This window comes from Amycolatopsis sp. TRM77291, assembly GCF_054166285.1.
On the sequence record NZ_JBSZHF010000001.1, the window covers coordinates 2,234,258 to 2,253,029 of the forward strand.

Consider the following 18,772-nt stretch of genomic DNA (forward strand, 5'->3'; position numbering starts at 1 on the left):
ACCTCGTGGAAGACAGCGGGCGCCTTGAGGCCGCACCGCGGTGGACGTGGCTTGAGGTGACGACAAAGAGGCCACCTCGGCGTCGACGCCGGTGGCCTGCCTGCTCCGGCTCACCCGGAGATGTCGTCTTCACCTGCCACGTCTGGTCTCCACTGCTCGTTGATCAGGTCCGTATCCACGATAACAAGACCCGCCGGGATGCGGCCACCGCAATCCCGGCGGGTGACGGCGATGCCGTCAGCTCAGCCCGTTGAGACTGATCGCCCGGGCGTACCAGAGCGCGCTCTGTTTCGGCGTCCGCCGCTGCGTCGCGTAATCGACGTGGACGAGCCCGAACCGCTTGCCGTACCCCTCGGCCCATTCGAAGTTGTCGAGCAATGACCAGTAGAAGTAGCCGCGCAGGTCGACGCCCGCCTCGATCGCCTCGTACGCGGCGCGCAGATGCGAGTCCAGGAAGGCGATCCGGTCGGTGTCCGCGATGGCCCCGCCGATCAACGCGTCCGGATAGGACGCGCCGTTTTCGGTGATGTACAACGGGATCGGCCGATAGTCGCGATGGACCTGTAGGAGGCACTCGGTGAGCCGCGAGGGCTGGACCTCCCAGCCGGAGTCGGTGCGGGGCGCGGCTTCATCGGGCACGAAATGGACGTCGGGGGAGCCGAGCCAGTCGGCACCCGCCGGTTCGCTGCCGGGCATCGGGGTGCCCGCGACCTGGTAGCCGCGGTAGTAGTTGATGCCCAGCCAGTCGATCGGAGCGGCGATGGTCGCGAGGTCGCCGTCCCGCACCAGCTCTCCGATGCCTAGCGGCGCCAGGTCGGTCAGCAGATCTTCGGGGTAGGAGCCCCGGAGCACCGGGTCCAGGAACAGCCGGTTCTGCAGGCCGTCGATCCGGCGCGCGGCTTCGGAGTCCACCGTGGACGACGGATCGACCGCCGACACCGGGTACAGGTTCAGCGTGATCCCCGATGACGCGGCCGGCGCGTGCCGCCGCAGGACGTCCATCGCCAGCCCGTGTCCGAGCAGCAGGTGGTGCGCGGCCGCGACGGCGGCGCGGGGTTCCTGCCTGCCGGGCGCGTGGATCCCGCGCGCGTAACCCAGCATCGCGGCGCACCACGGCTCGTTCAGGGTGGACCAGCGCGGCACCCGGTCACCCAGGCGCGCCACGACCGTTTCCGCGTATTCGGCGAACCGGAAGGCGGTCTCGCGCGCCGCCCAGCCGCCGTCGTCTTCCAGCGACTGGGGGAGATCCCAGTGATACAGCGTCGCCCACGGCTCCACTCCGGCTTCGAGCAGGTTGTCGACGAGCCGGTCGTAGAACGCGAGACCCCGGGGATTCGGAGCGCCGCCGTCGGGCCGGATCCGCGGCCACGACAGGGAGAAGCGGTACGCGCCGAGCCCGAGCCGCCGCATGAGGTCGACGTCTTCGGCGTAGCGCCGGTAGTGATCGGCGCCCGGCTCCCCGGTGTCGCCGTCGACGACGGCGCCGGGGCGGCGGGCGAAGACGTCCCAGATCGAGTCGGTCCGGCCGTCGGCGGTCGTCGCCCCTTCGACCTGGAAGGCGGCGGTGGCGGCGCCCCACACGAATCCAGGCGGGAACAGCAGCGCGGTCTTCGCCCGGACACTGTCGGGATGAGCGGACATGGTCACCCTTTCACGGCACCTTGCATGATCCCGGCCACGATCTGACGGCCGAGGAGGAGGAAGACGATGAGGATCGGGATGGTGGCCAGGGTCGTTCCGGCCAGCACCAGCGAATAGTCGACGTAGTAGCCGCTCTGCAGCTTCTCCAGAGCCAGCTGGACGGTGGGGTTGCCGGCATCCAGCACCACGAGCGGCCACAGGAAGTCGTTCCACGACGTCATGAACGTGAACATCGCCAGGATCGCCGCCGCCGGGCGGACCGCGGGCAGGCAGACGTTCCAGAAGATCCGGATCATGCTGCAGCCGTCGACCCGCGCCGCCTCGATCAGTTCGTACGGCACGGCGTCCACTGTGTACTGACGCATCCAGAAGACACCGAACGCCGTCACCAGATTGGGCACGATCACCGACTGCAACCCGCCCGCCCAGCCGAACTCCGACATCGCCATGAACAGCGGGATGATGCCGAGCTGGGTCGGTACGGCGAGGGTGATCACGATGAACACGAACAAGCCGTTCCGCCCGCGGAACCGCAGTTTGGCGAAGGCGAACCCGGCCAGCGACGAGAACAGCACCGTGGTGAGGGTGACCGTGCCGGACACGATCAGGCTGTTCGCGAGCGCCTTCCAGAACGGCACCGTGTCGAACACCCTCGCCGCGTTGGCGAAGAAGTTCCCGCCGGGCAGGAAGGGCGGGACCCGTTCGGTGAGCATCCCGCTGTCCCGGCTGGCGACCAGGAACGACCAGTAGAACGGGAAGAGCGAGCCCAGCACGAAGATCGTGAGCACGACATACGTCGCCCTGCGCGGCTTGCCCAGCGCCGAAACGCCTCGCTTGAGTCCACTGTGGATAACCGTCATTTCTTCTTCACCGCCGTGAGCCTGCCGGTGAGGAAGAAGTTCACCAGCGCGATCAGCACGATGATCACGAACAGCACCCACGCGATCGCCGAGGCATAACCGAGTTCGTAGTTCTCGAAGGCCGTTTGGTACAGGTACAGCGTCACGGTCTGGAACTGGTTGGACGAACCACCATTGTTCGACCCGGGCATCGCGTCGAACAGCTTGGGCTCGGTGAAGATCTGCAGGCCGCCGATCGTCGAGGTGATCGTGACGAAGATCAGCGTCGGCTTCAGCAAGGGGAGCGTGATGCTGAAGAACCGGCGTGCGGCGCCCGCCCCGTCGATCAGCGCGGCCTCGTGCAGTTCCTTCGGGATGGCCTGCATCGCCGCGAGCACGATCAGCGCGTTGTACCCGGTCCAGCGCCAGTTCACCATGATCGCGATCGCGGCGTGACTGCTGAACCGGCCGGCCTGCCAGTCGACCGGATCCAGCCCGATCGTCTGCAGCAGGCCGTTGACCAGCCCGTACTTCGGCCCGAACAGGTTCGCGAAGATGATCCCGAGCGCCACCAGACTGGCGGCGTAGGGGAGCAGGACGCCGACGCGCCAGCCGGTCGCCCCACGGAGCCTGGCGCTGAGCAGCGCCGCCAGGAGCACCGCGATGATCAGCTGCGGAACGCTGGAGAGCAGGAAGATGCTGACCGTGTTCTCGAGCGCGTTCCAGAACTGGGTGTCGGCGAACAGCTCCTTGAAGTTGTCCAGCCCGATGAAGACGGGGTTGTCGTCACCCGCCTCCCAGCTGAACAGGGAGACGTACGCCGTGTAGAGCAGCGGGAACAGCCCGACGATCCCGAACACGACGAAGAAAGGGGCGATGTAGAGGTACGGCGAGACCTTGACGTCCCACCGGCTCAGCCGATGGCGGAGGGTGGGCCGGGGCGACGTGCGCACCCCGGCCTTCTCCTCGTCCGGCGCGACCTTGTCGACGACGGTCATCGGTCAGCGCGTGATCTTCTTCGCGGCGTCGAGCAGTTGCGTCCAGCCCTCGTCCGCGGACTTGCCCTGTTCGACGGCCTGCAGCGCCGGGCTCGACGCGTTCTCCTGGATCTGGCCGTCACCGGGGCCCTTGTACTGGGGCTTCGCGACCTTCTTCGCCTGCTCGGCGAACAGCTGGCCGATCTTGGCGCCGCCGAAGTAGGCGTCGGTCTCGCTCAGCAGCGCCTGGTCCTCCAGCGCCTTGACCTGGCTGGGGAAGGTGCCCTTCGCCTTGAACGCCTTGATCTGCTGCTCGGGCGCGGTCAGCCAGGCGGCGAGTTCCGCAGCCTCCTTCGGGTGCTTCGACTGCGTGGGCACGGTCAGATACGAGCCGCCCCAGTTCCCGCCGCCACCGGGGAAGGCCGCGGTGACCGCCCACTTGCCGGCGTTCTCGGGGCCGGAGTGCTCCTCGATCACGCCGAGCATCCACGCGGGGCACACCTTCGTGGCGAACGCGCCCTGTTTGAAACCGGAGTTCCACTCGTTGCTGAACGCGGTCAGCTTGGCCGACTGTCCTTTCGCGACGGCGCCGGTCACCTTGGTCCAGGCTTCCTTGATGCCCTGGTTCGATTCCAGCGTCGGCTTGTCGTCGTTGCCGATGTACCCGGTGGGGAGCTGGTTGACCATGGAGTTGAAGTTCTGCGCGGCCGAGTCGAACCACGCCTTCCCGCCGGTCTTGGCGACGTACTGGTCACCGGCGGCGAAGTAGCTGTCCCAGGTCGCGAACAGCGGTTTGACCGCTTCGGGGTCGGACGGCAGCCCCGCCGCCTCGAGCATATCCTTGCGGTAGCACATCGCCAGCGGGCCGATATCCGTCCCGTAGCCGATGATCTTGCCGTCCTTGGTCTTCGCCGCTTCGTACTTCCAGCCGAGCCAGCGGTCGGGCGACGCCTCCGCCGGGCCGATCTTGGTCAGGTCGTTGAACTTCGAGCCCTTGTCGAGAACGTTCGACAGGTGCCCTTCCTCGACGGCGGTGACGTCGGCGAGGCCGGACCCCGCGGCCAGCTTCGTGATCAGATCCTGGTGGTACGGCCCGCCCTGACCGGTCTTGCGGTGGGTGATCTTGATGTTCGGATGCAGCCGTTCGTACTCGGGGATCAGCTCCTCGTAGCCGAATTCGGTGAACGTCGCCAGCGACAGCTCGACCTTCGCGTTCGGGTCCGACGCGGCGGGGGCGCCGCCGTCGTCACCGCCGCACGCCGCCAGGCCGAACGCCGTCATCGTGATACCCAGTGCCAGCACCAGGCCGTTCCGGATGCTCTTCACGGTTCTTAACCCCTTGCGCCGATGGGTTGGTGGACTCTTTTCACGCTCTTGCGTCCCTTGCTGATGGGGGTGAGGAGAAAATGGGAGCGCTCCCAGGATGCGCCGAGTCTGTCGCCAAGGTATGGCGGTGTCAAGGGCTTGTAATGAGAGTGTTTCCATCAGGGGAGCGCTCTCAGTGTCGCCGCCCGCCGAGCATTAAGCTGTCGGTGTCCGGATGGAGCTGAAGAGTGAAGGTGGCGCGGGTGGGGCCTCGACCAGAGGAAGACGGCAGGCCGACGCTGGAGGACGTCGCCGCGTCCGCCGGGGTCAGCCGGTCGACGGCGTCCCGTGCGCTGAACGACGACGGCTACGTCAGCGCGCGCTCCCGTGAGAAGGTCCAGGCCGCGGCGCGCGAACTCGGCTATTCCCCGAACCAGGCGGCCAGGTCGCTGGTGACGAGGCGGACCGGTGCGGTCGCGGTCGTGCTGTCGGAGCCGGAGGCGCGGCTGCTCGACGACCCGTACCGCACCGCGGTCATGCGCGCGGGCTACCGCGAACTCGCCGACGTCGGCTGCCAGATGGTCTTGATCTTCAGTGACACCCGCGAGGATCTCGACCGCACGGTCCGGTTCCTCGACGGTGGGCACGTCGATGGCGCGCTGGTCTTCGCGCCGCACCGGACAGATCCGCTGCCCAAGGCGCTGCGGCAGCTGAGGATCCCGGTGGTGTACGGCGGGCAGGCGGCCGGGCTGAAACGCGGTGTCCACGTCGTCGACTTCGACAACGAGGGCGGCGCGAAGCTCGCGGTCGCACATCTGGTCGAGGCCGGCCATCGCCGGATCGCCACGATCGCCGGTCCGCAGGACCAGAGCGCGGCGATCGACCGGCTCTCCGGCTGGCGCAAAACCCTCCTCGACGCCGGGCTCGACCCGGCGGACCTGATGGAGGAAGGCGACTTCACCCTGACCGGCGGGGCGAAGGCGATGTCGAACCTGCTCGCCCGGCGCCCCGACCTCGACGCCGTCTTCGTGGCCAGCGACATGATGGCCCTCGGCGCGCTCCGCACCCTGCATTCCGCCGGACGGCGGATCCCGTCGGACGTCGCCGTCGTCAGTTTCGATGACAACGCGACCCTCGCGCCGGAGATGGACCCGCCGCTGACCTCGGTCCACCAGGATCCGCGCGAACAGGTGCGCGTGATGGTCGAGACCCTGCTCGCGGTGATGGACGACCGGGAACTCAAGCCCCGCCAGCGGATCTTGCCGGTCTCGCTCACGCATCGCGCCTCCAGCTGAGGCCGCACCGCGTCCGCGCCGGACGTGACAGCCCAGGGGGCGGCGTGGGGGGGGGGGGGGGGGGGGGGGGCGGCCGGCGCNAGCGGATCTTGCCGGTCTCGCTCACGCATCGCGCCTCCAGCTGAGGCCGCACCGCGTCCGCGCCGGACGTGACAGCCCAGGGGGCGGCGTCGCGAAAGCCACTTTCGGGACATCAGACGTCCGGAAAGTGGCTTTCGCGACACGCCACATTCGACGCATCTCTCCGTAAGCCGGATCGCCGCCAGCGGCCACGCGACCCCGGCTCCGTGACCCGACTGTGACTCGGTGAGCGCTTGACCCGGCTCGTGTTATCGCTAACACTTGCGGCACTCGTCACACGGTACCGGGATTGGGAGACAGGCGATGGCGCGCGACACCACCGAGAGCAAGCAGGCCAGTCTCACCGACGTGGCCGCGCTCGCGGGTGTTTCGCATATGACGGTCTCGCGGGTCATCAACGGCACCGGGCCGGTCCGCGCCGAGACGCGCGTCCGGGTCAACGCCGCCATCGAGCAGCTGGACTACCGGCCGAACTCGGTCGCCCGCGCCCTGGTCACCGGTCGTTCGGGCACGCTCGGTGTGGTCGCGCTGGAGGCCAACCTCTACGGTCCGGCCAGTACCTTGAGCGGGATCGAGCACGCGGCCCGCGAAGCCGGCTACGCGACGACCATAACCAGCATCAGCCGTCCTGGCCGCTCGTCCATCGCGGACGCGGTGGAGCGCCTGCGCCGCCAGGCCGTCGAGGGCATCGTCGTGATCGCGCCGCACGTCACCGCCGCACGCGCGCTGGAGGCGGCGCCCAGCGACGTGCCGCTCGTCGCGGTCGGCGGCGGGCAGAAGGCGCCGGTCCCGGTGATCTCGGTGGACCAGTACGACGGCGCGCGGCGCGCCACCGAGCACCTGCTCGGCCTCGGCCACGAGACGGTCTGGCATGTGGCCGGGCCCGAAGACTGGCTGGAGGCGCTCGACCGCGAACGTGGCTGGCGCGAGACCCTGCAGCGGCACGGAGCACGGATCCCGCCCGTCATCCGCGGCGACTGGAGCGCGCGTTCCGGGTACGCGGCGGGGCGATCCCTCGTCGGCGAACGGGGGCTGGACGCGGTGTTCGTGGCGAACGACCAGATGGCCCTCGGTTTTCTCCGTGCCTGCACCGAAGCCGGGGTGAACGTGCCGGGGGAGATGCGGATCGTCGGTTTCGACGACGTTCCCGAGGCGGCCTACTACACACCGCCGCTGACGACGGTGCGCCAGGACTTCGTCGAAGTCGGGAGGCGCACGTTCGACCTGCTCCGCCGCCGGATGAACGGCGGTGAGAACCGTGACCGCGACCTGGTGGTCCCCGAACTGATCGTGCGGGAGAGCACCGGTCTTTCGTAGCACCGGAGCCGTTTTCGAGGCTCAAGGTGTGAGTGTTAACGCTAACTCAACTGATCAGTGCGGATCTAGGAGTCGATGTGGCAAGAAAACCGTGGACGGCGATCGTGGCCGGAGTGGCCGGGCTGCTCCTGCTCTCCGCGTGCGGCGGTGGCGGTGGAACTGGTGGCGGCGGCGCCCTCACCCTCGGCTTCGCCCAGGTGGGCGCGGAGAGCGGCTGGCGCACGGCGAACACGAAGTCGATCCAGGAGTCCGCGAAGGCGGCCGGGATCGAGCTGAAGTTCTCCGACGCGCAGCAGAAGCAGGAGAACCAGATCGCCGCGATCCGGTCCTACATCCAGCAGAAGGTCAAGGTGATCGCCTTCTCGCCGGTCGTGGAATCCGGCTGGGACACCGTGCTGAAAGAGGCGAAGACGGCGAACATCCCGGTGATCCTGACCGACCGCGCCGTCGACTCGCCGGACAAGTCGCTGTACAAGACCTTCCTCGGTTCGGACTTCGTCGCCGAGGGCAGGAAGGCGGGCGAGTGGCTGGCCAAGGAGTTCGGCTCCGCGGCGGGCGACGTCAGCATCGTGGAACTGCAGGGCACCACCGGCTCGGCGCCGGCGAACGACCGCAAGAAGGGCTTCGCGGACGTCATCGCCTCGAACCCGAAGTTCAAGGTCGTCGCTTCGCAGACCGGTGAGTTCACCCGGGCCAAGGGCAAGGAGGTCATGGAGGCCTTCTTGAAGTCCCAGCCCAAGATCGACGTGCTCTACGCGCACAACGACGACATGGCCCTCGGTGCCATCGAGGCGATCGAGGCGGCCGGGAAGGTGCCCGGCAAGGACATCAAGATCGTCTCGGTCGACGGTGTCCGCGACGCCCTGCAGGCCTTGGCCGACGGCAAGATCAACCACGTCGTCGAATGCAACCCGCTGCTCGGCCCGCAGCTGATGGAGCTGGTGAAGAAGGTTGCCGCCGGTGAGCAGGTGCCCCCGCGCATCGAGACCACCGAGACCGAATTCGACCAGGCCGCCGCGAAGGCCGCCCTGCCGCAACGCCAGTACTGATCCCGGACCCGCGTCCCCCCCCCGAGAACAAGGTCAGCGATGACAGAACCCCCTGCGATTCTGCGGATGAGCCATATCCGGAAGGAATTCCCCGGCGTGGTCGCCCTCGACGACGTCTCCTTCCGGATGTTCCCCGGCGAAGTGCACGCACTGATGGGTGAGAACGGCGCCGGCAAGTCCACTCTGATCAAGGTGCTCACCGGCGTGTACGGGGTGGACGCGGGCACGATCGAACTCGACGGCTCCCCGGTCGCGTTCAGCGGCCCGGGAGAAGCGCAGCGCTCCGGCGTGAGCACCGTCTACCAGGAAGTGAACCTGTGCCCGAACCTGTCGGTGGCGGAGAACATCTGCCTCGGCAAGGAGCCGCGACGGCGCGGCCGCATCGACTGGCGTGAGACGCGCCGCCGGGCGGCCGCGCTGCTGGCCAGGCTGGACGTCGAAGTGGACGTTTCGGCCGAGCTGAGCAGCTGCTCGATCGCGGTGCAGCAACTGGTCGCGATCGCCAGGGCGCTCGACGTCGACGCGAGGGTCCTCGTGCTCGACGAACCGACGTCCAGTTTGGACGCCGGGGAGGTCGAGCAACTGCTGAACGTGGTGCGTTCACTGCGGGAGCAGGGGATGGCGATCCTTTTCGTCTCCCACTTCATCGAGCAGGTCTTCGCCGTCGCGGACCGGATGACGGTGCTGCGCAACGGGAAGCTGATCGGCGAGTACCGCACCGAGGAGATCACCCCGGTCGACCTGGTCACCAGGATGATCGGCAAGGAACTCGAAGCACTCGAAGGCATCGAGGACGCGGGCCACAGCCGGCACGACCTCGCCGGAGCGCCGGTGTTCCTCGAAGCGGGCGACGTCGGCCGCAAGGGCGGTGTCGCGCCGTTCTCGCTCGACATCCGGGCGGGCGAGGTCGTCGGCCTCGCCGGGTTGCTCGGTTCGGGCCGCACCGAACTGGCGCGGCTGCTGTTCGGCGCCGATCACGCGGACAGCGGTTCCGTGCGGATCGACGGTGAGCCGGTGTCGCTGAAGACGCCGCGGACCGGGCTCGACCACCGCATCGCGTTCTGCTCGGAGAACCGCAAGACCGAGGGGCTCGTCGAAGAGCTCACGGTGCGGGAGAACATCGTGCTCGCGCTGCAGGCCTCACGGGGCTGGGCACGGCCGATCCCGCGGAAGCGGCAGGAAGAGATCGCCGAGCGCTACATCGAAATGCTCGACATCCGGCCCGCGAACGCGGAGGCGAAGGTCGGCGACCTGAGCGGTGGCAACCAGCAGAAGGTGCTGCTGGCGAGGTGGCTCATCACCGAGCCCCGGCTGCTGATCCTCGACGAGCCGACGCGCGGTATCGACATCGGGGCCAAGACCGAGATCCAGCGGCTGGTCGCCCGGCTTTCGAGTGAGGGGATGGCCGTCGTGTTCATCTCCGCCGAACTCGAGGAGGTGCTGCGGCTGAGCCACCGGGTCGTCGTGCTGCGCGACCGCGCGGTGGTCGCCGTACTGGACAACGAATCGCTGACCGCTGACCGCGTCATGGCGACGATGGCCGAAGGAGTCGCACGATGACCAAGCATCGTCTGTTCTGGCCCGTCGTCGCGCTGCTGGCGCTGCTGCTCGGCGACCTCATCGTCCATCCGGCGTTCTTCGCGATCGAGTTCCGCGACGGGCACCTCTACGGGAACCTGATCGACATCCTCAAGAACGGCGCCCCGCTGATCCTCATCGCGATCGGCATGACGCTGGTGGTGGCGACGCGGGGGATCGACCTCTCCGTCGGCGCGGTCGTGGCGATCAGCGGCGCGCTCGCCTGCCTGCACATCAGCGGACTCGGTGATCAGAACAGCCTCGGCGGCACGCTCGCCGCGGTCGGGATGGCGTTGGGGCTGGCGCTCGCGCTCGGGGTGTGGAACGGCTGGCTCGTGGCGGTGCTGGGCATCCAGCCGATCATCGCCACGCTGATCCTCATGGTCGCGGGCCGCGGTATCGCCCAGCTGATCACCGGCGGCCAGATCATCACCGTCAATTCGCATCCTTACGAATGGATCGGCAGCGGGTTCACTTTCGGCCTGCCCAGCGCGATCCTCATCGCGCTCGCGGTGTTCGCCATCGCCGCGGTGCTGGTCCGCCGGTCGGCGCTGGGGCTGCTGGTCGAATCGGTGGGCGGGAACCCGGAGGCCGGTAGGCTCGCCGGTCTCCGCTCGGCCCGGCTGATCTGGCTCACCTACGTCTTCTGCGCGCTCTGTGCCGGCATCGCCGGACTGATGATCAGCGCGAACGTGCACAGCGCCGACGGCAACAACGCCGGGCAGTTCATCGAACTGGACGCGATCCTCGCCGTCGTGATCGGCGGGACGCTGCTGACCGGCGGCCGGTTCTCGCTCACCGGCTCGGTGATCGGCGCGCTGCTCATCCAGACGTTGACGACGACCGTGTACGCGCTCGGGATCGCACCGCAGGCGATCATGCTGTTCAAGGCCGTCGTCGTGCTGGCGGTCTGCCTGCTGCAGTCGCCGGTGTTCCGCAAGAAGCTCGCCCGGCGGCGAAAGGCGGCCCCGCCGTCGCCCGCCGTGCGGCCGGAGAAGGTGGAGGCCGGGGTATGACGACACTCGACCGCATCAAGGGCTATCGGCCGAGGCAGCGGCATCTGCCGATCCTGGCGACGATGGCGATGCTCGTCGCTGCGTACATCTACGGCGCGTCGAGCTACACGGCGTTCGGCTCCGGGCAGGTCGTGCTGGACCTGTTCATCAACAACGCGTTCCTGCTGGTCGTCGCCGTGGGGATGACATTCGTGATCCTCACCGGCGGGATCGACCTGTCGGTCGGTTCGGTGGTGGCGCTGTCCACTGTGGTCTCCGCCGACCTGCTGCAGAACCAGGGCTGGCCGGTTTTCGCGGTGATCCCCGCGGTTCTGGCGATCGGCGCGGCGCTGGGCTTCGGGATGGGCGTGCTGATCCAGGTCTTCGAGATCCAGCCGTTCATCGCCACGCTCATCGGGATGTTCTTCGCCAGGGGGCTCTGCTACACGATCAGCACCCAGGCGTACTCGATCGACGACCCGACGGTCGCGAGCCTCGCGCAGACGCAGATCCCGCTCGGCGGGGAACTGCACATCTCGATCGGCGTGGTCGTCGCGCTGGTCGTGGTCGCGGCCGCCGCGTATGTCCTTTACGGAACGCGGTTCGGCCGGACGGTGTACGCGATCGGCGGGAATCCGAAGTCGGCGCTATTGATGGGTCTGAACGTCGGCCGCACGCGGATCTCGGTGTACACGCTCAGCGGGTTCTGCTCGGCGCTCGGCGGTCTGCTCCTGGTGCTGTACAAGTCCTCCGGCGATCCGCTCAACGGCGTCGGACTGGAACTGACCGCGATCGCGGCCGTCGTCATCGGCGGCACGTTGCTCACCGGCGGCTCCGGTTACGTCCTCGGGACGGTGCTCGGGATCATGGTGCTGGGCATCATCCAGACCCTGATCACCTTCGACGGCACGCTGAACTCGTGGTGGACCTCGATCATCACCGGTGCGCTGCTGTTCGCCTTCATCGTCCTGCAGCGCCTCGTCGGCAGGCGGACCACGTGACTCGCGTGATCGGAGCCGTAACTCGCGTGATCGGAGCCGGATCGCCTTCAAACACGTGAGTTACGCCTTCAAGCACGCGAGTTACGGCTTAAAGCACGCGTGATCGTGGTTTTCGACCAGAAATGTGAACGCTAACAATGCGGGAGAAGAAGTGAGTACAGGGGAGCCGCTGGTCGTCGGCGTCGACTTCGGGACGCTGTCCGGCCGGGCCGTCGTGGTCCGCGTCCGTGACGGCGCGGAACTGGGCAGCGCGGTTTCGGAGTACCGGCACGGCGTGATCGACCGGATCCTGCCCGAGAGCGGTCACGGTCTGCCGCCGGACTGGGCGCTGCAGGTGCCGTCGGACTACGTCGACGTCCTCCGGACCGCCGTGCCGGAAGCCATCCGGGCCGCCGGCGCGGATCCCGCCGACGTGATCGGCATCGGCACCGACTTCACCGCTTGCACGATGGTGCCGACCACGGCCGAGGGCACACCGCTGTGCGAGCTGCCGGAGTTCGCCGGGAACCCGCACGCTTACGTGAAGCTGTGGCGGCACCATTCCGCGCAGCCGCAGGCGGACCGGATCAACGCGCTGGCGCGCAAGCGTGGCGAATCCTGGCTCCCGCGCTACGGCGGGCTGATCTCGTCGGAGTGGGAGTTCGCCAAGGCGCTGGAGGTCTTCGAAGAGGCGCCCGAGGTCTACGACCGGATGCGGCACTGGGTCGAACTCGCCGACTGGATCGTCTGGCAGCTCACCGGGACCTACGTCCGCAACGCGTGCACCGCCGGCTACAAGGGCATTCTCCAGGACGGTCACTACCCGAGCGCCGAGTTCCTGGAAGAGCTCGCGCCCGGCTTCGGGTCCTTTGTGGACGACAAGCTCATCCATCCGCTGGGCGCTCTCGGCGCCAAGGCGGGAAGCCTCAGCGCCCAGGCGGCGGAATGGACCGGGCTGCCGGAAGGGATCGCGGTCGCGGTCGGCAACGTCGACGCGCATGTCACCGCGCCCGCCGTCCAGGCCGTGGAGCCGGGCCAGATGGTCGCGATCATGGGCACGTCCACCTGTCACGTGATGAACGGTGCCGAACTGCGCGAGGTGCCGGGGATGTGCGGCGTCGTCGACGGCGGGATCGTGTCCGGGAAATGGGGATACGAGGCCGGGCAGAGCGGGGTCGGCGACATCTTCGCGTGGTTCGTCGAACACGGCGTCCCGGCGTCCTATGTGGACGACGCCAGGGAAGCGGGGATCTCCGTCCACGAACTGCTCACCCGTCTCGCCTCGGTGCAGGAGATCGGCGAGCACGGACTCGTCGCACTCGACTGGCACAGCGGGAACCGGTCGGTGCTGGTCGACCACGAGCTTTCCGGTGTGATCGTCGGGCAGACACTCGCGACCCGCGCCGAGGACACCTACCGCGCACTGCTGGAAGCGACCGCGTTCGGCACCAGGACGATCATCGAGACCTTCGACCGCGCCGGGGTGCCGGTCACCGAACTGATCGTCGCCGGCGGCCTGGTCAAGAACCCGCTGCTGATGCAGATCTACGCCGACGTCACGAACCTGCCGCTGTCCGTGGCGGGCTCGGCGCAGAGTCCCGCGCTGGGCTCGGCGATCCACGCCGCCGTCGCCGCCGGAGCGCACGCAGACGTCCCGGCCGCCGCGCTCGCGATGGGCTCGGTCCGCCGGGCGGTCCACCGGCCGATCCCCGAGAACGTCAAGGCCTACAACGACCTTTACGCCGAGTACGCCGCGCTGCACGACTACTTCGGCCGCGGGACGAACGACGTCATGCACCGGCTCGCCGCCCGCCGCCGCGCCGTCAGGAAAGGACAGCACCGATGAGCCTCGCCGTGGAGATCACGGACACCTTCGAAGAACTGCGGGAGACCGTCGCGCGGCTGCACAGCGAGCTGACCCGCTACGAACTGGTCATCTGGACCGCGGGCAACGTCTCGGCGCGCGTCCCCGGGCACGACCTGATGGTGATCAAGCCGTCCGGGGTGTCCTACGGCGACCTGACCGCCGACACGATGGTCGTCACCGACCTGTACGGCGAAGTCGTCCACGGTGACCTGGCGCCGTCTTCGGACACGGCTGCGCACGCCTACGTCTACCGGCACATGCCCGAGGTCGGCGGTGTCGTCCACACGCATTCGACGTATGCCACCGCCTGGGCGGCGCGCGGGGAGCCCATCCCGTGCGTGCTCACGATGATCGCGGACGAGTTCGGCGGCGAGATCCCGGTCGGGCCGTTCGCGCTGATCGGTGACGACTCGATCGGCCGGGGCATCGTCGAGACGCTGCGGTCCAGCCGCTCGCCCGCGGTGCTGATGCGCAACCACGGCCCGTTCACCGTCGGCCGCACCGCACGGGACGCGGTCAAGGCCGCGGTGATGGTCGAGGACGTCGCGAAGACCGTCCACATCGCTTCCGCGCTGGGAACGCCGGAACCACTGTCCGAACAGGACGTGGACCGGCTCTACGCGCGCTACCAGAACGTCTACGGCCAGCAGGGAGAGAAGTGAGCACACAGCGGAAGACCGAGGTCTGGTTCCTCACCGGGAGTCAGGCGCTGTACGGCGAGGAAACCCTCGAACAGGTCGCGGGCCAGTCGTTGCAGATCCAGCGGATGCTGGCCGACACCGGCCGCATCTCGGCCGGGATCGTCGCGAAGCCGGTGCTGACCGAGCCGTCGGCGATCCGGCGCGTGATGCTCGAGGCGAACGCGGACGACGCCTGTGTCGGCGTGATCGCGTGGATGCACACGTTCTCGCCGGCGAAGATGTGGATCACCGGGCTCGACGCGCTGCGGAAACCCTTGCTGCATCTGCACACCCAGCTCAACGAGGCGCTGCCGTGGCAGTCCATCGACATGGACTTCATGAACCTGAACCAGGCCGCGCACGGCGACCGCGAGTTCGGCTACATCCAGACCCGGCTCGGGGTGCCGCGCAAGACCATCGCCGGGCACGCGGCGGATCCATCGGTCGCCGACCGGATCGACGCCTGGGTCCGTGCCGCGGTCGGCCGCCAGACGATCGGCTCGCTCAAGCTCGCGCGGTTCGGTGACAACATGCGCGACGTCGCGGTCACCGACGGGGACAAGGTCGAGGCGGAGTTGAAGTTCGGCGTCTCGGTGAACACCTACGGCGTCAACGAACTCGTCGCGCTGGTCGACGCGGTGCCCGACGCCGAGGTCGACAAGCTCGTCGAGGAGTACGCCGAGACGTACGCGCTCGCGCCGGAGCTGACCAAGGCGGGGGAGCGGCACGAGTCGCTGCGGTACGCCGCCCGGATCGAGAAGGGGCTCCGCACGTTCCTGACGGACGGCGGCTTCGGAGCGTTCACCACGAACTTCGAGGACCTCGGCGGCCTGCGGCAGCTCCCGGGTCTCGCTGTGCAGCGCCTCATGGCCGACGGCTACGGCTTCGGCGGCGAGGGGGACTGGAAGACGTCCGCACTGCTGACCGCGGTGAAGGCGATGGGCCGCGACTCCGAACGCGGAACGTCCTTCATGGAGGACTACACCTACCACTTCGGGCCCGGCGAACCGAAGATCCTCGGCGCGCACATGCTCGAGGTCTGTCCGAGCATCGCCGCCGCCAAACCTTCGTGCGAGATCCACCCCCTCGGGATCGGTGGCCGCGAGGACCCCGTCCGGCTGGTGTTCGACGCCGCCGCCGGTGACGCCGTCGTGATCGGCCTCGCCGACCTCGGCGACCGATTCCGCTTGGTGGCCAACGAAGTCGAGGTCGTCGCTCCGGACGAGCCGCTGCCGAATCTGCCGGTGGCGCGCGCGGTGTGGAAGCCTGCGCCGTCGTTGGCGACGTCCGCCGAAGCGTGGATCACCGCGGGCGGGCCGCACCACACGGTGCTCACGCAGGCCGTCGGCGCCGAAACGATCCGGGATTTCGCCACCATGCTCGACGTCGAACTGCTGGTGATCGACCAGACCACGACCCCTGCCTCGATCGCTGACCGGATGCGCTGGAACCAGGCCTACTACCGGCTCGCACAAGGATTCTGATCGGTCCCCACCGGAGAGAAGGAACAATGAAGTTCACGAAACTGGCCACACTGGCCGTGACGGTCGGCCTCGGTGCCGCGCTCACGGCCTGCGGTTCGAGTGAGAAGACCGTCGATCAGCAGGCGGCCACGAGCGGTGCCGCGGGCGGCCTGGTCGGCGTCACCATGCCGACCAAATCGTCGGAGCGCTGGATCCACGACGGCGACAACATCAAGGCGGCGCTGGAGAAGCTGGGCTACCAGGTCGACCTGCAGTACGCCGAGGACGACATCCCCACCCAGGTGAACCAGATCGAGAACCAGATCACCAAGGGCGCCAAGCTGCTCGTGATCGCCTCGATCGACGGCACCGCGATCACCACCCAGCTGCAGGAGGCCGCGGACAAGAAGATCCCGGTCATCGCCTACGACCGGCTGATCCGCAACACCCCGAACGTCGACTACTACGCGACCTTCGACAACTTCAAGGTCGGCGTGCAGCAGGCGACGTCGCTGCTCACCGGGCTCAAGGTGCTCAAGGAGGACGGTTCGCCCGGCGAGGGCAAGGGACCGTTCAACGTCGAACTCTTCGCCGGTTCGCCGGACGACAACAATGCGACGTTCTTCTTCAACGGCGCCATGTCGGTGCTGAAGCCGTACCTCGACAACGGGACGCTGGTCGTCAAGAGCGGCCAGACGGCGTTCAACGTCGCCGCGATCCTGCGCTGGCAGGCGGCGACCGCGCAGCGGCGGATGGAAGACCTCCTGACCAAGACCTACAGCTCCGGCGACAAGGTGCAGGGCGTGCTCTCGCCGTACGACGGGCTCTCGATCGGCATCCTCTCGGCGCTGAAGAGCAACGGCTACGGCACCCCGGGCCAGCCGTACCCCGTGGTCACCGGCCAGGACGCCGAGGTCGCGTCGGTGAAGTCGATCATCGCGAACGAGCAGTACTCGACGATCTTCAAGGACACCCGCAAACTCGCCGAGACCACGGTCAAGATGGCCGACGCGGTGCTCAAGGGCGGCAAGGCCGAGACCAACAACACCACCGACTACAACAACGGCCAGAAGGTCGTCCCGGCGTTCCTGCTGGAGTCGGTGATCCTCAACAAGGGGAACTACCAGAAGGAACTCATCGACTCGGGCTACTACAAAGCGGAACAGCTGAGGTAGCGACGTGACCGACGAAATCCTTCGGATGCGGGGGATCACCAAGACCTTCCCCGGCGTCAAGGCGCTGCAGGACGTCAACCTGTCGGTGCGCCGGGGAGAGATCCACGCGATCTGCGGCGAGAACGGCGCGGGCAAGTCCACGCTGATGAAGGTGCTCTCGGGCGTCTACGCGCACGGCTCGTACGACGGCGAGATCGTCTTCGACGGCGAGCCGTGCGCGTTCTCCGCGATCCGCGACAGCGAACGCCGCGGGATCGTGATCATCCACCAGGAACTCGCGCTGTGCCAGCAGCTGTCCATCGCGGAGAACATCTTCCTCGGCAACGAGAAGGCGCGCGGCGGGCTGATCGACTGGAACCGGACCAACTCCGAGGCCGGCGAGCTGCTGCGGCGCGTCGGCCTGCGGGAAAACCCGGTGACGCCGGTGCTCGACATCGGTGTGGGCAAACAGCAGCTGGTGGAGATCGCCAAGGCACTGTCCAAAGAGGTCAAACTGCTGATTCTGGACGAGCCGACGGCGGCGCTGAACGACGACGATTCGGCGCATCTGCTCGAACTGCTGCGCGGCCTGCGCGACGACGGCGTCACCTGCGTCCTGATCTCGCACAAGCTCAACGAGATCGCCGCGATCGCCGACTCGATCACGATCCTGCGGGACGGCAGGACGATCGAGACGCTCGACGCGAGCACGGTGACCGAAGACCGGATCATCGCCGGGATGGTCGGCCGGAAGCTGGAGAACCGGTTCCCGCCGAGGGAACCGCGGATCGGCGACGAGGTCCTCCGGATCGAGGACTGGACCGTGCACAGCCCGACGCAGCACGGCCGGGTGGTCGTGGACGGCGCGAGCCTGACGTTGCGGCGCGGCGAGATCGTCGGCCTGGCGGGGCTGATGGGCGCCGGGCGGACCGAGCTCGCGATGAGCGTGTTCGGCCGCTCGTACGGCAAGGACATCTCCGGTCGTCTGGTCAAGGACGGCAAGGAGATCGAGGTGCGCACGGTCGGCGACGCCGTCGCCAACGGGATCGCGTACGCCACCGAGGACCGTAAACGCTACGGGCTCAACCTCATCGAAGACATCCAGCGCAACATCTCCGGCGCGGCACTGGGCAAACTCGCCAGGCGCGGCTGGGTGGACGAGAACGAAGAACATCGTGTCGCGGAGGAATTCCGCAAGAGCATGAACATCAAGGCACCGGACGTGCGGAGCGTGACCGGCACGCTCTCCGGCGGCAACCAGCAGAAGGTCGTGCTGTCCAAATGGATCCTCACCGATCCGGACGTGCTGATCCTCGACGAGCCCACCCGCGGCATCGACGTCGGCGCGAAGTACGAGATCTACACGATCGTCAACCGGCTCGCCGACGAGGGGAAGGCCGTCCTGGTCATCTCCTCCGAGCTGCCGGAGCTGCTCGGTCTGTGCGACCGGATCTACACGCTGTCGGCGGGCCGGATCACCGGTGAGGTCGGCCGGGCCGAGGCCACCCAAGAGGTCCTCATGCGGGCGATGACCAGGGAACAGGAGTAAGA

General features: G+C 68.0%; 15 protein-coding genes. 11 read left to right on the forward strand and 4 right to left on the reverse strand.

What is annotated here, in order from left to right; genetic code table 11:
• Window positions 1-237: 237 nt before the first annotated feature.
• The 4 genes from ACXIZN_RS10520 to ACXIZN_RS10535 are packed head-to-tail and all read right to left on the reverse strand — an operon-like array spanning window position 238 to window position 4,783.
• A complete protein-coding gene (locus ACXIZN_RS10520; protein ID WP_457953975.1) occupies window positions 238-1,647 on the reverse strand; it encodes a GH1 family beta-glucosidase in 1,410 nt (469 codons plus the stop codon).
• The gene (locus ACXIZN_RS10525; RefSeq protein WP_034323760.1) at window positions 1,644-2,501 is read right to left on the reverse strand and encodes a carbohydrate ABC transporter permease; all 858 of its coding nucleotides are present in this window, start codon (window positions 2,499-2,501) and stop codon (window positions 1,644-1,646) included. Before ACXIZN_RS10525 ends, ACXIZN_RS10520 begins: the two co-directional genes overlap by 4 nt.
• Entirely contained in the window at window positions 2,498-3,478 is a 981-nt protein-coding gene (locus ACXIZN_RS10530; RefSeq protein WP_457953977.1) for a carbohydrate ABC transporter permease, read from the reverse strand. The genes ACXIZN_RS10525 and ACXIZN_RS10530 overlap by 4 nt, the downstream gene beginning before the upstream one ends.
• 3 nt (window positions 3,479-3,481) lie before the next feature.
• Window positions 3,482-4,783, reverse strand: coding sequence for an ABC transporter substrate-binding protein (locus ACXIZN_RS10535; RefSeq protein ID WP_457953978.1), 1,302 nt, complete (start codon window positions 4,781-4,783; stop codon window positions 3,482-3,484).
• Between the two features lie 227 nt (window positions 4,784-5,010).
• Here ACXIZN_RS10535 and ACXIZN_RS10540 point away from each other — a divergent pair, with 227 nt between their 5' ends.
• From ACXIZN_RS10540 to mmsA, 11 genes are all read left to right on the forward strand, one after another.
• Window positions 5,011-6,057, forward strand: coding sequence for a LacI family DNA-binding transcriptional regulator (locus tag ACXIZN_RS10540; RefSeq protein WP_185927236.1), 1,047 nt, complete (start codon window positions 5,011-5,013; stop codon window positions 6,055-6,057).
• Between the two features lie 384 nt (window positions 6,058-6,441).
• Complete coding sequence (locus tag ACXIZN_RS10545) at window positions 6,442-7,455, forward strand: LacI family DNA-binding transcriptional regulator (protein ID WP_457953980.1); 1,014 nt, start codon at window positions 6,442-6,444, stop codon at window positions 7,453-7,455.
• A gap of 77 nt (window positions 7,456-7,532) precedes the next feature.
• Window positions 7,533-8,504 (forward strand): ABC transporter substrate-binding protein, encoded by a 972-nt coding sequence (locus tag ACXIZN_RS10550; protein ID WP_457953982.1) that lies wholly within the window; start codon window positions 7,533-7,535, stop codon window positions 8,502-8,504.
• A 39-nt stretch (window positions 8,505-8,543) separates the two neighbouring features.
• The gene (locus ACXIZN_RS10555; RefSeq protein ID WP_457953984.1) at window positions 8,544-10,064 is read left to right on the forward strand and encodes a sugar ABC transporter ATP-binding protein; all 1,521 of its coding nucleotides are present in this window, start codon (window positions 8,544-8,546) and stop codon (window positions 10,062-10,064) included.
• Window positions 10,061-11,098 carry an ABC transporter permease gene (locus tag ACXIZN_RS10560; RefSeq protein ID WP_457953985.1) on the forward strand — a complete coding sequence of 346 codons (1,038 nt, stop codon included), beginning with the start codon at window positions 10,061-10,063 and terminating at the stop codon, window positions 11,096-11,098. The genes ACXIZN_RS10555 and ACXIZN_RS10560 overlap by 4 nt, the downstream gene beginning before the upstream one ends.
• Window positions 11,095-12,078: a galactofuranose ABC transporter, permease protein YjfF gene (gene yjfF / locus ACXIZN_RS10565; RefSeq protein WP_457953987.1), complete on the forward strand. Its 984-nt coding sequence runs from the start codon at window positions 11,095-11,097 to the stop codon at window positions 12,076-12,078. The genes ACXIZN_RS10560 and yjfF overlap by 4 nt, the downstream gene beginning before the upstream one ends.
• 151 nt (window positions 12,079-12,229) lie before the next feature.
• Window positions 12,230-13,903, forward strand: coding sequence for a ribulokinase (gene araB, locus ACXIZN_RS10570; protein ID WP_457953988.1), 1,674 nt, complete (start codon window positions 12,230-12,232; stop codon window positions 13,901-13,903).
• Window positions 13,900-14,586 carry an L-ribulose-5-phosphate 4-epimerase gene (locus tag ACXIZN_RS10575; RefSeq protein WP_126735004.1) on the forward strand — a complete coding sequence of 229 codons (687 nt, stop codon included), beginning with the start codon at window positions 13,900-13,902 and terminating at the stop codon, window positions 14,584-14,586. Before araB ends, ACXIZN_RS10575 begins: the two co-directional genes overlap by 4 nt.
• On the forward strand, window positions 14,583-16,088 hold the full coding sequence (gene araA, locus ACXIZN_RS10580; protein WP_257486325.1) for an L-arabinose isomerase: 1,506 nt from the start codon (window positions 14,583-14,585) through the stop codon (window positions 16,086-16,088). The genes ACXIZN_RS10575 and araA overlap by 4 nt, the downstream gene beginning before the upstream one ends.
• 26 nt (window positions 16,089-16,114) lie before the next feature.
• On the forward strand, window positions 16,115-17,242 hold the full coding sequence (gene chvE / locus ACXIZN_RS10585) for a multiple monosaccharide ABC transporter substrate-binding protein (RefSeq protein WP_457953990.1): 1,128 nt from the start codon (window positions 16,115-16,117) through the stop codon (window positions 17,240-17,242).
• A gap of 4 nt (window positions 17,243-17,246) precedes the next feature.
• Window positions 17,247-18,770: a multiple monosaccharide ABC transporter ATP-binding protein gene (gene mmsA / locus ACXIZN_RS10590; RefSeq protein ID WP_007032200.1), complete on the forward strand. Its 1,524-nt coding sequence runs from the start codon at window positions 17,247-17,249 to the stop codon at window positions 18,768-18,770.
• The last annotated feature ends 2 nt before the right edge of the window (window positions 18,771-18,772 follow it).